This is a genomic window from Flavobacterium sp. RSB2_4_14 (genome assembly GCF_051547085.1).
GTDB lineage: Bacteria > Bacteroidota > Bacteroidia > Flavobacteriales > Flavobacteriaceae > Flavobacterium.
In genome coordinates this window covers 941,407-955,501 of the sequence record NZ_JBPTTL010000001.1, presented here as the reverse complement: position 1 = coordinate 955,501, position 14,095 = coordinate 941,407, and the positions used below count along the sequence as shown (strand labels likewise).

The following is a 14,095-nucleotide window of genomic DNA, read 5'->3' as shown; positions in this document are numbered from 1 at the left end:
TCATGCTCAATATTTCTAATAACACTCCGATTACTGAAAACATTGAACAGTTTAGCACAGTAAAAAATCTAAGTAACAGACCGCATTACAAGATTTTGAATAAAATAATTCTTGGTGTTTCTATTCTAGGCTTAATTATTTTGTTTTTGCCATGGACACAAAATATTTCTGGCTCTGGTGCTGTTACTACATTAAAACCAGACCAAAGACCACAAACCATACATACGGCTATCGCAGGAAGAATTGAAAAATGGTATGTAAAAGAAGGCGATTTTGTAAACAAAGGCGACACTATTTTATTCATTTCGGAAACCAAAGAAGATTATCTTGATCCAAATTTGGTTAAAAATACAGAAAGCCAAATGAAGGCAAAAGAAATGTCACAAGAGTCATATAGCAGTAAAGTTTCCACTTTATCAGCGCAAATTCTTGCTATTCAAAACGAAAAGAATTTGAAATTACAACAAGCTAAAAACAAAATAAGACAAGCAATATTAAAAGTCACAAGTGATAGTATTGATTTAATAGCGGTTAGAACTCAAGTAAAAATTGCCAATACACAATTCAATCGTTCCCTTGCTTTAAACAAAGAAGGTTTGAAACCACTAACCGATGTGGAAGAAAAACGATTAAAATTGCAAGAAGTAGATGCTAAAATTATTACGCAAGAGAATAAACTTTTAACTAGCGAAAATGAATTGATTAATGCCAAGGTTGAAATAAACAGAATCATGGCAGAGTACAACGAAAAAGAACAAAAAGCAAGAAGTGATCAATTTACCGCTTTGAGTAATCAATTTGACACTGAAGCTCAAGTGAATAAACTAAAGAATCAATATACCAATTACCAAATTAGAAATGGAATGTACTACATCAAAGCACCACAAAGTGGGTATGTAAACAGAGCATTACAATCGGGTATTGGGGAAACTATTAAAGAAGGAACTCAAATAGTGAGTATCATGCCTTTTAAATACGATATTGCAGTTGAAACATATGTAACACCTACCGATTTACCATTGGTTCACAAAGGTGAAAAAGTGAGAATATGGTTTGATGGATGGCCTACGATTGTATTTTCGGGTTGGCCAAATTTGTCTTACGGTACTTTTGGCGGAAAGATAGTAGCGGTCGAAAATTTCATCAGTCCAAATGGGAAATTTAGAGTGTTAATTGCTCCAGATAAAGACGAAGAACCATGGCCAAAACAAGTTAGCATCGGTTCGGGTGCACAAACTTTAGCTTTATTAGACAATGTTCCAATATGGTTTGAACTTTGGAGAACACTAAACGGATTTCCACCAAATTATTATCAACCAAGTAGCGCTAGCACTCAAAAAGAGAAAAAATAATGAGATTTTCGATTTACATTGTAATGCTTTTTGGTCTTTCGGTTGTTGGTCAAACCAACCCATCAAAACAATTTAGCTATAACGAATTTTTGGGATTTGTGAAAAAATACCATCCTATGGTGAAAAGCGCGAATCTTAATATTGATGCAGCACAAGCAAATTTGATGAAAGCTCGTGGTGGATTTGACCCCAAAATTGAAGTAGATTTTGATCAAAAAAAATTCAAAGACACTGAATATTATTCTATCCTGAATAGCAGTTTCAAAATCCCAACATGGTACGGAATTGAATTAAAGGCAGGCTTTGAAGATACTAGTGGTGCTTATCTCAACCCGCAAAATACTTTACCTAACCAAGGATTGACAGCAGTAGGAATTAATTTTTCGTTGGGTCAAGGATTATTTATTAATCAACGAATGGCTGATTTAAGAAAAGCTAAATTACAGGTGAATTTGAGCCAAGCAGAACAAAAACTTCAAGCTGTTGCTGTTTTATATGAAGCTTCTGTTGCCTATTTTAATTGGAAGAAGAATTATAACGAAGTAGTACTTTATGATGTTTATGCTAAAAATGCACAAATACGTTTTACAGGAATTCAATCCTTAATTCGTGAAGGCGATAAACGAGCAATTGATAGTACTGAAGCAGGTATTATTGTAAAAAACAGATTACTAAGTTTGGAAGATTCTAAATTGAAATTAAACAAAGCAAGACTTGAGTTGTCAAATTTTCTTTGGTTAGAAAATAACATCCCATTTGAATTGGCAGAGGAGTTAATTCCTGAAGAAAATTTAGAACAAACCATTCAAGAAACATTGAGAACAAACGATTTATTGAACGGCGATTTTTCTATTACTAATCATCCGAAAATAAATGCACTTCAAAGTAAAGTTGACATATTAACCGTTGACAAAAAACTGAAAGCTAATATGATTTTGCCCAAAGTTGACCTTGGGTATTCCTATTTATCTCAACCTTCCTATTTTGACGAATACCAATTTCAAGATTACAAAATAGGACTAAACGTTGCTTTTCCACTTTTTTTAAGAAAAGAAAGAGGTGATTTAAAAATAGCAAAATTCAAAGTTCAAGATGCCCAACTGGACTTGGATTTAGAAAAAGTACAGCTAAAAAATAAAATCAATGCGCAGCAAATTGAAATTCAATCATTAGTAAAACAAAAAGATATTATAACTAATTTGGTAAAGGACTACAACACTATGCTTACTTCCGAAGAACGCTTGTTTTCTTTTGGTGAAAGCTCAATATTTTTAATAAATTCTAGAGAAAATAATTTAGTGAGTAGTCAATTGTCAAGAATAAATATTGAAAACAGATACTTTATTTCAAACGCTGAGTTATTTAAAATCATGGCAAATCCTGAATAGGTAATGGTAAAATAGTTACTTTTGCCAACTATTTCGTGGCGAAAGCCCGAAAGGAAAGACGTTAAAATATCAAACATGATTATCCAAAAAACTAGAGAAGAAATTGAATTAATGCGCGAAAGTGCCCTAATAGTTTCCAAAACCTTAGGCATGATTGCTTCGGAAATAAAGCCAGGCGTAACAACATTATATTTAGACAAATTAGCCGAAACATTTATTAGAGACCACGGCGCAGAACCAGCTTTTTTAGGCATGTATGGCTTTCCAAACTCACTTTGCATGAGTCCAAATGCTCAAGTTGTTCATGGGATTCCTAATAATACTCCACTTCAAGAAGGCGATGTAATATCGGTAGACTGTGGCGCTTTGAAAAATGGATTTTATGGTGACCATGCCTACTCTTTTGAAATTGGAGAAGTTGCACCAGAAGTAAAAAAACTACTTCAAGTTACTAAAGAAAGTTTATATGTTGGTATTCGTGAATTCAAAATTGGAAATCGTGTAGAAGATGTTGGTAATGCCATCCAAAAATATACAGAATCACATGGATATGGTGTAGTTCGTGAATTAGTAGGACACGGATTAGGGAGAAAAATGCACGAAGACCCAGAAATGCCCAACTATGGAAAACGTGGTCGCGGAAAGCTTTTTGTTGAAGGAATGGTAGTTGCCATTGAACCGATGATAAACATGGGAACCAAAAACATTAAACAACTCAAAGATGGTTGGACCATTCTTACAGCCGATGGAAAACCAAGTGCTCACTTTGAACATAATGTAGCACTCATTGATGGGAAACCAGAGTTGCTTTCTACTTTTGCCTATATTTATAAAGCACTGGGAATTGAAAGTAATGAGGAAAATGAGTTTAGAAAAATCCCGTTTGTATTATAATGAAAAAAATATTTAAGTTTATACTAAATACCATCCCAAGACCAATACTAATCCGTTTGAGTATTGTGGTTCGACCAATATTAGCATTTTTACTAAAAGGAAATACTTTTACGGATCCAATTGACGGGAAAAGTTTTAGAATGTTTTTGCCATATGGTTACGGAAATCAACGCAACAATGTGTTGTCACCTAGTACACTTTCATTAGAAAGACACCGTTTATTGTGGTTGTATTTGCAAAATGAAACTGATTTTTTCACATCAAATACAAAGAAAAAAGTATTGCACTTTGCACCAGAGCAAGAATTTTACAAACGGTTCAAAAAACAAACAAATATTGACTATACCACCACCGATTTACTCTCTCCATTAGCAGATGTCAAAGCGGATATTTGCAATTTACCTTTTGAGGACAATGCTTATGATATTATTTTTTGTAATCACGTTTTGGAGCACATTCCTGATGACACCAAAGCCATGCAAGAATTATATCGCGTGCTAAAACCAGGTGGAATGGGAATATTTCAAATCCCTCAAGATTTATCAAGAGCCACTACTTTTTCTGATGATACAATTGTTGACCAAAAAGAGCGTGCTAAAATATTTGGTCAATACGACCACGTTCGCGTGTATGGAAGAGATTATTTTGAAAAGCTAAGAAGTATTGGTTTTAAAGTTGTAGAAGAAGATTACACCAATAAAATTTCACCAGAATTAGTGGAAAAATATTGTTTGGCAAAAGGAGAAATTATTCCAGTTTGTTTTAAATAAAAAAGCCAACACACTTTTCAGTATGTTGACTTTTTAATAAATCTTAAAAATCTATTCGGGCATTAATATTCCAATAGTTTTATCTTTTGTTAAATATTTTACAGCTACATCCTGAATTTCTTTTGCGGTTATTGCTTTCACATTTTCGGAAGCAACTAATATATCATCAGGGCTTGAACCATTCATAAAAGATTTAGTGAAATTAGTCATCCAATAGCGGTTTTCCTTGATTTTCTTTTTGTACTCCATTGATTCGGCTTCTTTATATTTATTTACATCTTTTTCATCTGGTCCATTTTTGATTATTTTCTCCAATTCGGCTAAAGCAGATGCTGTTAATTTTTCTGCGTTTTCAGGTCCGCATGGAAATCCTATGTTGAAATTATAGGAACCATAAGGCACTTTATTCATGCTTCCACGTGCACTCACACCATAAACCCCGCTTTCATTTTCTCTTAATTCTTCAATTAATTTAATGGTTAACACTTCGCCAAGTGCTGTCATTGCTAAAGCTTCTTTTGGAGTATAAGCGGCATCGCCATAAAACATAATAGTCACATTGCTTTTTGGGTCTTTCCCTTTGTTGACTACTTTTTTGATATCGCCTTTCAATAATCGATAACCTGTATCTTTTGCAATTTCCTTGTTGCCGTTTGATGGCAAGGAAGCAATATACTTTTTGGCAAAATCCTCCATTGTGGCATCATCTACATTTCCTACGAAGAAAAATTCAAAATCTCCGGCATTGGCAAAACGCTCTTTGTATTTGTCATAAGCTAATTTGTAATCGGTTTCAGCCCACTTTTCAGCATTAGGAACTAAGCCGTTCCATCTTGGGTTTTCTTTATTCAAATAAGTGTAAAATTCTTGTTGAAAATAGAAACTCGGTTGCGACATCATATTTTCCGTGAAATTTGATTGTTTTTGTTTAAAACCTTCAAAAGCAGCAGGATTAAAATTCAAATCGGTAAAATAAGCGTGTAGCATTTGAAAAGCATATTCTAAATCTTTTGGCGTGGTACTTCCTCTAAAACCTTCGGTTGTGTTACTGATATATGGCGATACATTGGCTATTTTTCCTGCCATAAACTTGTCTATATCATTTTTGTCTAATCCAGAAAAACCAGCTTCGGTTAATCCGCCATTAGCAAATTGAACCTTTTTCATTTCTTCATTGGAAAATAAGTTTGATCCCCCAAAACTTAGCGCTTCTAATAGAATTTCATCATTTTTAAAATCGGTTTTCTTATAGGTTACTTTGGCTCCATTTGACAAAGTTAAAGTGGTGGCTCCAATTTTATCATTGGTTTCTTTTTTTACCACCGAACCCGCTTTTACTGGATTGCGCAATAAACTGCTGGCCAGAGTTTTCTCTAAATACGGTTTCAAATCATCAGCATTTAAAGCAATAGCTGCCAATACTTCTTTTTCTGTTACTTTTTTTAATCCTTCTTTTTCTGGTGAAGTAATCACTACTACTCTATTATCTTCTTTTATGTAGTCTTTAATATAACTGTTTACTTCCGCTAAAGTAATTGTTGGCATGATTTTTTTACCAAATTCATAATCCCAAGCTATTCCTGACATAGGTTGTTGATTCAAAAAATTTGATTGACATTCCCACACGAAATTTTCAGATTCTGTTTTATCCCTATCTTTATATTGGTTTTCTGCTCTTGACAAGATATCACTTTTTGCTCTTTCAAATTCACCGGCATTAAAACCATATTTTTTTACTCTTTGATTTTCAGTAACTAAAACTTTTAAAGCTTCTATTTGTTTTTTTTCGTCTATCATTGCAAAAGACTGGAAAGCTTCTTTATTTCTTGCAAATGTTTCACCATGATATGTGAAACCATAAGTAAATGGTGGTGTTGGTGAATTTGTTAATTCATTCAATCTATTATTTAACATCGTTGTAAATAATGCTTCAATTGCAACATCTCTTAAATCGGATATAGTTTTTTTAATTTTTCGAGTACCATAATCTTTATAAAGTAATTGAATTTGTGTTTGAGCTGCTTCTTTATCACTTTCAATCGAAACAAATGTTTCTTTATGATTTGGCACTTCAAAAGTTTTTCTTGGCTTTTCGTTTTTTGGGTTTTGATAGCTTTCAAAATGGTCTTTTATTTTTTGCTCCATCGCAGCTACATCAATATCACCCACAACAATCACACTCATCAAATTGGGTCTGTACCAGTCTTTGTAGAAACTTGTCAATTTATCATAGGTAAAGTTTTCCAAAATTTCTTTTTTACCAATAGGAAGACGATTTGCATATTGCGAGTTGTACATCATTTTAGGAATGTATTTATCTTGCATTCTTTTATCAGCTCCAAGTCCTAGTCGATATTCCTCAAGAACAACGCCTCTTTCTTTGTCTATTTCTTCGCCAGTTAAATTAGCGTTGAAAGCCCAATCCTCAATAATTTGAAATCCTTTTTCTAGTTTTTCAGGATTATCAGACGGGATTGGAAGAAAATAAACCGTTTCATCAAAACTTGTGTAAGCATTTAAATGTTGTCCAAATTTTACACCAATACTTTGTAAATAATCTACCAATTGATTTTTTGGAAAACGTTTTGTTCCGTTGAAACACATGTGTTCCATGAAGTGTGCCAATCCTTGTTGATCGTCGGTTTCTAAAATTGAACCCGCATTGATTACCAGTCTTAAATCGACTTTGTTTTCGGGTTTAGTGTTCCTTCTAATGTAGTAAGTAAGCCCATTTTTAAGGGTTCCTTTTTTTACATTAGAATCAAAGGGAATTGCGTCTGTTCCTTTTAAGTCCTGAGCAAAAATTGTTATTGGAAATAATAAAAGAACAAGTAACGATTTTAAAATTTGTTTCATAAAAATTGGGTTTTTTGTTGTTTATAAAGATAATAACGGATAAGGATTACATTTATTGTGAAAATACCAAAAAAAATCTTTCAATAATACTTTTAACAAAATATTAGCGTTACAATATACTAATGAAAATAAATGGCACAATTCATGTGCTAAATAATTATTATATTTACAATTCCAAAAATGAAAACTATGTTTAAAAACAGCATATTCACTTATATATTTATAATTATTTCAGGAACAATTTTTTCTCAAATCGAGAAAGAAATACCACCTCCATTTCATATAAAAACGGTCACTTTTGTTCAAAACCAACAAAATGTAATTCCTATATTCGGTTTAGGCGAAGCTTTCGAATTTCAGTTTGACGATTTATATGGTAATGAAGCCAATTATTTTTACACGTTAACCCATTGTGATTATGATTGGAAACCATCACAATTAGCAAAAAATGAATACATATTTGGCTTTGATGATCAGCGAATTCAGGATTACACCAATTCTGTCAATGCGCTTCAAATCTATTCTCATTATCGTCTTACTTTTCCAAACAAATTCACCAGATTTAGAGTGAGTGGAAACTACATTCTGAAAATTTTAGACGATGATAAAGAAGTTGTTTTTACGAGAAAATTTATTTTGTATGAAGAATTAGTTGCTGCTCCACTTTTGGTAAAAACAGCTAGAACTCTAAATACTTTAAGACAAAAACAAAACTTAGAATTAATTATCAGACCAGGAAATATGGCTTTTCAAAGTCCTTTGGCCAATGTTAAAATTATGCTTTTGCAAAATGGAAGATTTGACAATGCCATAACAAATGTAAAAGCGCAATATACTATTGGCAATGATTTAATTTATAAATACGATACCGAAACGCAATTTTGGGCCGGAAACGAATTTTTAAATTTTGAAAACAAAGATATTCGAGCAGCAAATAATTACGTGGCTTATGTAAACTCTGTTGGTGGATTATACTGTGCTCATTTATATCCTAGCGAACCAAGAGGAAAAGCACCTTATACTTTTTTTCCAGATTTAAACGGAAATTTTATAGTCAATAATGTTGGTGCTGAAAATAATCAAATAGAAGCCGATTATGCATGGGTTTATTTTACGCTTGCTGCACCAAACACCTATGGAAACAAATCCATTTACATCAATGGTATGTTTAACAATTACGCTCTAAGTGAAGAAAACAAAATGGAATTTAATCCCGAAAAAAAGGTTTTTGAAAAAGCAATAATGATTAAACAAGGCTTCACTAATTTTCAATATGTACTAGCAGATTCTAAAGGCAAAATCGATGAAGAAAATGCTATTGATGGAAATTATAGCACAACCGAAAATAATTATTTTGCTTTGGTTTACTACAGAGAGAACAACCAACGATATGATAGAATTATAGGAAAAGGAATAGCAACTTCTGTCGCTATAACAAATTAGGAAAATTTAACATCAAATTCACTTACCAAATTTTATTTTTCGTAAATTTGACAACATAAAACAATCTATCACTAATGGTTACTCAGATAACAAGAGGTATTAAAATTTCGGTTCTGACGAGTTTTGAAGGTACATACTTCAAAAATCACAAGATTCACTTTGCCTTTAGTTATGAGATTACGATTGAAAACCATAGTAAAGATTCTGTCCAACTCAGCACACGTCATTGGGAAATTCTAGACTCATTAAACAATAAAGAAATTGTTGATGGCGAAGGCGTAATTGGTAAAAAACCAGTTCTAAAACCTGGAGAAAAACATTCTTATAATTCTGGTTGTTTGTTATCCTCTCCTTTTGGTGCCATGAGCGGATACTACACCATGATTAACTTTACAACTACTAGAACTTTTAAAGTTATTGTCCCAACTTTCAAATTAAGTGCTCCTTTTGCCTTGAATTAATTTCTTTATAAAAAGGGAAACAATCTTTAATTCCTTGTTGTCAAAAATTCAAAAATTCCGTTGTACTTTTGTTTCAAATTAAATAATTCACATTTTTTGGGTTATCTAATTATCACATTTACTAATTATCTAATAAATAAAATATGCTAAAAGGATTCTTTCATGTCCCAAAAGCGGTTAATGAACCCGTAAAATCATACGCACCAAATTCTCCTGAAAAAGCAGCAGTTTTAGCGGCTTACAAAAAAATGTGGAACGAAAAAATTGATGTTCCAAACTACATTGGTAGCGAAGAAATTCGTACTGGAAATACCAGAAACATGTCTGCGCCGCACGATCACCAACATATAGTGGGAACGTATCATTTGGCTGAAAAAATACATGTCGAAAAAGCAATTGCTTCTGCGCTTGAAGCTAGAAAAAAATGGGCAAACATGGCATGGGAACAAAGAGCTGCCATTTTTTTAAAAGCAGCCGAATTGATTGCAGGACCATATAGAGCTAAGATTAATGCAGCCACTATGATTGCACAATCCAAAACTATTTTTCAAGCAGAGATTGACGCTTCATGTGAGTTAATTGACTTTTTGCGCTACAACGTAGAATTCATGACACAAATTTATAACGACCAACCAAAATCAATTTCTGATGTTTGGAATCGGGTGGAATATCGTCCATTAGAAGGATTTGTTTATGCCATTACGCCTTTTAACTTTACTGCCATTGCTGCCAATCTTCCGGCTAGCGCCGCTTTGATGGGAAATACTGTGGTTTGGAAACCAAGTGATAGCCAAGTTTTTTCGGCAAAAATTATTATTGATGTTTTCAAAGAAGCTGGCGTTCCAGATGGTGTGATTAATGTTGTTTTTGGTGACCCAGTCATGATAACTGATACCGTTTTAGCTTCTCCAGATTTTGCAGGAGTTCATTATACTGGTTCCACATTTGTTTTCAAGGAGATTTGGAAAAAAATTGGAACTAATATTCATACCTATAAAACCTATCCAAGAATTGTTGGTGAAACAGGCGGAAAAGATTTTGTTTTGGCACATCCAAGTGCTAATGTAAAACAAGTCGTGACAGGAATTACTAGAGGTGCTTTTGAATTTCAAGGACAAAAATGTTCTGCGGCATCAAGAGCTTACATTCCTCAAAGTTTATGGCCTTCGGTAAAAGAACAATTAATAACCGATGTAAAATCGATGAAAATGGGTTCGCCAGAAGATTTTAGCAATTTCATTACTGCCGTAATTCACGAAGGTTCATTTGACAAATTGGCAACTTATATTGATCAAGCCAAAAAAGATTCTGATGCCGAAATTATCGTTGGTGGAAACTATGATAAATCCAAAGGATATTTCGTTGAACCAACTGTAATTGTAACGACCAATCCAAAATATGCCACTATGGAAACCGAACTTTTTGGTCCGGTAATGACCATTTATATTTATGAGGATGCAAAATGGCATGAAACCTTACAATTGGTTGATGAAACTTCGGAGTATGCTTTAACAGGAGCCATTTTCAGTCAAGATAGATATGCCATTGAAGAAGCTACAATAGCATTACAAAATAGTGCTGGGAATTTCTACATCAATGACAAACCAACTGGAGCTGTGGTTGGAATGCAACCTTTTGGTGGTGCAAGAGCTTCAGGAACCAATGATAAAGCGGGTTCAATGCAAAATTTATTGCGTTGGGTTTCGCCAAGAACTATTAAAGAAACCTTTGTTACGCCAGAAGATTATCGTTATCCATTTTTGGGAGAATAGTCTTTGGAGTAAAATAGTTAATTTTTTTTCGTTATAAATTAAAGTTCAAGTTGTTACTTGGACTTTTTTTATTCCATTGAAAAATATTTTTGTATATTCGACTGCTTTTAACCATTAAAAAACCAAAAATGAAATACTTCGTAAATTCAATCAGAGCTGTTCAGTCAAAAATTACTTTACTATTATTTTTACTTTTTTCTATTTTAGGTTTTGCTCAAGACAAATCCTATGATTTATTAAAAGATAAATCTTCTACAAAAATAATCTACGATAGAGTTTTTGGTATTTCTAATGCAACAGAACAAAGAAATTCAAGGATAAATTCAAATTATTTCATGCAGGTTTATCATGAAATGCAACGTGCCGATTTTTTAAACCGATTGCCAAAACTGGAGATGATAAGAGAACAAGCTAATCTTGGTTTTGTAAATAATCAAATTCCGTTAAGCATTTTAATAACCGATTTTGATAAAATTAGTAAAACAACAACAGAAAATGGTGATTTGTTTTTAAACAGTTCGAATCAATTTGAGTTTAGAACCAATACTCAAAACGTTTTTGATACCCATGCGATTAATTTGATTTCTCCTATAGTATCTAAATCAAAAACAAGTAAAGTTACCTTTGTCTTAAAAGAAGAATTGATATTTAATACAAGTAACAGAGTCATTAAGTCTATCTCAATTCAAGTAAATAAAGATGAAAGTTGGAAAACTATTTCAAGAAATAGTCCTTTCCAGATTATTTTTAATGGAAATGGAAAACAAGCTGTTAATTGTAGAATTCAATTCACAAATGGCGATGTTGTAACCCAATCTTTTGAATTGGAAATTGAAAATCAAAATAATGGAACTGTAAACAAAAACAATTCTCAAAACCTTCAACCTAATGTAGTAAATACAATTACTGCTTCAATTGCTTATCAAGGTTACGGAGAATCAGCTCCTTATTTTGGACAAGGAGAATATGAAATTTTCCCTGATACGGTTGATGGTATTTTAGACAAGCCTGTTTTTCTTGTGGATGGTTTTGATCCCGGTGATACTAGAAATATTGCTACTATGTATGCTGGACTAAATTATGGAACCAACCAAAATCTTGCAGACTATTTGAGAACACAAGGTTTTGACATTGTTATGTTGAACTTTCCAACTTATACAAGACCCAATACTACAACCGTTGTTGATGGTGGTGTAGATTATATTCAACGAAATGCAATGATTTTGGTAGCATTAATCAATCAAATAAATGCTCAAAAAGTTGGCACTCAAAAAAATGTAATTATTGGACCAAGCATGGGTGGATTGATTTCTCGTTATGCACTGCGTTATATGGAAATGAACAACATCAATCATGACACTCGACTATATATTTCATTTGACTCACCACATCAAGGCGCTAATGTTCCAATAGGATTTCAACATTTATTCAATTACTTAGCTTATGGTCCACCAGGAAATGTAACTGTACAACCCGTTGTTGAGGGATTAATAAAAAGTCCTGCTGCAAGAGAAATGCTTATAGATCACATGGAAGGTCATTTACAAACGGGTAGTTTGTTTGAATTTAATACAGACAGTAATTCACTTCTACCAAATGGTGCTCCTAATTTTAGAAACGCTTTTCAAAACGAGTTAAACACAATGGGTTTTCCTCTTAATACAAGAAATGTTTCTATCTCAAATGGTGCTAGTAATGGAACTAGCAATTATACTCCAGATTTTGAGGTGATGAATTATACATTAAACATAACTTCTACACAAAGAGCCATCATAAACTTGCGCTTTACTCCTGCTACAAACCAAACAAATCAAGTAAGTCGTTTTAGAGGTCAACAGTTTTTAGTGCTTTTTTGGATTACTGGTTTTGAAAGTTTGGCCAACTCTAAAGCCCCAACATTTACAGCTGGTTTAGATACTGCTCCTGGAGGACGATTTGATATAGCTGGTTTTTCAAATGGGCTTGGAACAGATCCTATATTAACACAATTTTTTGACAATCTTAATGCAGACTATTTTACTTTCATACCTACATGGAGTTCTATGGCAGTTGGAAATACAAACAATTTGTATTCCCCAATCACTTCATCAACTACAACACCTTTTGCTGCTTCATCTATTCCAACTGTAAATGAAAATCATGTTACTCTCAATGATAATAATGTAGCTTTTGCTTTATCCGAAATTCTTAACGGGACATTGACAACTACAAATCCTGCTTTTGAAACACTTTGGATAAAAAATCCAGTGGCAAATGCTATTGAAATAAACACTTCCTATACTATTGATAATGCTACAGTTTTAATCACAGACATGCTAGGAAAAACAATTTATCAATCAAAAAACAACACTATTAGTGGAACTTTTGAAATCCCAATTACATTGACCAAAGGAATTTACCTCATCACTATTGGTAATGAAAGCGGAAAGGTGACTAAGAAAATTATAAAAGGTTAGAAAGAAAAAATCCTCTCAATTCAAATGAGAGGATTTTTTTTATGCTTTAAATTTCAATGGTAAATGCACGACTTTTTTAGTTTCAAAAAACTCATTTGAAAAGAATTCGGAAATATTATATTCTTTAGCATTTGGAAAATCTTTAAGCTCTTCGGTTAAATCGCCACCTTTTAAATAGAGAATTCCGTTTTTTAATTCATGTTTGTTTTGTTTTTTGATTTTATCTTTTACCCAAGAAACAAAATCAGGCATGTTAGTCACTGCCCTGCTTACAATAAAATCATAATCGCCTTTAACATTTTCAGCACGAATTTGCTCTGCTTTTACATTTTTCAGTTCTAATGCTTCAGCAACAGCTTTTACAACATTAATTTTTTTCAAAATAACATCAATCAAATAAAACCTTGTTTCTGGAAATAAAATAGCTAACGGAATTCCTGGAAATCCACCGCCAGTTCCAACATCGAGGATATAAGTTCCGGCTTCAAAGGGCTGAATTTTGGCAATGGCCAATGAATGTAATACGTGTTTAGTATATAACTCGTCAATATCTTTTCGGGAAATTACATTAATCTTAGCATTCCAATCTTGGTATAAAGCTTCCAACTTTTGAAACTGTTGTATTTGATTTTCAATAAGATTAGGGAATTGTTTAAGAATTTCTTCCATAAATATGAATTTTCAACAAAAATAAGGTTTTAGT

Annotated in this window: 10 protein-coding genes; 8 read left to right on the top strand and 2 right to left on the bottom strand. The window is 32.8% G+C overall.

Translation table 11 applies throughout. From position 1 onward, the window contains the following. Positions 1–2 precede the first annotated feature (2 nt). From ACSVH2_RS04330 to ACSVH2_RS04315, 4 genes are all read left to right on the top strand, one after another. Positions 3–1,352: an HlyD family secretion protein gene (locus ACSVH2_RS04330; protein WP_438091927.1), complete on the top strand. Its 1,350-nt coding sequence runs from the start codon at positions 3–5 to the stop codon at positions 1,350–1,352. Beyond that, complete coding sequence (locus tag ACSVH2_RS04325) at positions 1,352–2,740, top strand: TolC family protein (RefSeq protein ID WP_438091926.1); 1,389 nt, start codon at positions 1,352–1,354, stop codon at positions 2,738–2,740. Before ACSVH2_RS04330 ends, ACSVH2_RS04325 begins: the two co-directional genes overlap by 1 nt. Before the next feature lie 75 nt (positions 2,741–2,815). Continuing rightward, complete coding sequence (gene map / locus ACSVH2_RS04320; RefSeq protein WP_438091925.1) at positions 2,816–3,634, top strand: type I methionyl aminopeptidase; 819 nt, start codon at positions 2,816–2,818, stop codon at positions 3,632–3,634. Continuing rightward, a complete protein-coding gene (locus ACSVH2_RS04315) occupies positions 3,634–4,404 on the top strand; it encodes a class I SAM-dependent methyltransferase (RefSeq protein ID WP_438091924.1) in 771 nt (256 codons plus the stop codon). Before map ends, ACSVH2_RS04315 begins: the two co-directional genes overlap by 1 nt. 51 nt (positions 4,405–4,455) lie before the next feature. Here the strand turns inward: ACSVH2_RS04315 and ACSVH2_RS04310 are convergent, their stop codons facing one another. Further along, entirely contained in the window at positions 4,456–7,260 is a 2,805-nt protein-coding gene (locus ACSVH2_RS04310) for a M16 family metallopeptidase (RefSeq protein WP_438091923.1), read from the bottom strand. Between the two features lie 180 nt (positions 7,261–7,440). On the opposite strand from ACSVH2_RS04310, the gene ACSVH2_RS04305 reads away from it, so the two are divergent. The 4 genes from ACSVH2_RS04305 (at position 7,441) to ACSVH2_RS04290 (ending at position 13,392) form a co-directional block, all read left to right on the top strand. Continuing rightward, positions 7,441–8,703 carry a DUF5103 domain-containing protein gene (locus tag ACSVH2_RS04305; protein ID WP_438091922.1) on the top strand — a complete coding sequence of 421 codons (1,263 nt, stop codon included), beginning with the start codon at positions 7,441–7,443 and terminating at the stop codon, positions 8,701–8,703. Between the two features lie 74 nt (positions 8,704–8,777). Continuing rightward, the gene (gene apaG / locus ACSVH2_RS04300; protein WP_438091921.1) at positions 8,778–9,164 is read left to right on the top strand and encodes a Co2+/Mg2+ efflux protein ApaG; all 387 of its coding nucleotides are present in this window, start codon (positions 8,778–8,780) and stop codon (positions 9,162–9,164) included. A 143-nt stretch (positions 9,165–9,307) separates the two neighbouring features. Then, positions 9,308–10,936: an L-glutamate gamma-semialdehyde dehydrogenase gene (gene pruA, locus ACSVH2_RS04295; protein ID WP_438091920.1), complete on the top strand. Its 1,629-nt coding sequence runs from the start codon at positions 9,308–9,310 to the stop codon at positions 10,934–10,936. A gap of 128 nt (positions 10,937–11,064) precedes the next feature. Beyond that, complete coding sequence (locus ACSVH2_RS04290; RefSeq protein WP_438091919.1) at positions 11,065–13,392, top strand: T9SS type A sorting domain-containing protein; 2,328 nt, start codon at positions 11,065–11,067, stop codon at positions 13,390–13,392. Between the two features lie 39 nt (positions 13,393–13,431). Here the strand turns inward: ACSVH2_RS04290 and rsmG are convergent, their stop codons facing one another. Further along, positions 13,432–14,061 carry a 16S rRNA (guanine(527)-N(7))-methyltransferase RsmG gene (rsmG, locus tag ACSVH2_RS04285; protein WP_438091918.1) on the bottom strand — a complete coding sequence of 210 codons (630 nt, stop codon included), beginning with the start codon at positions 14,059–14,061 and terminating at the stop codon, positions 13,432–13,434. Between the last annotated feature and the right edge of the window lie 34 nt (positions 14,062–14,095).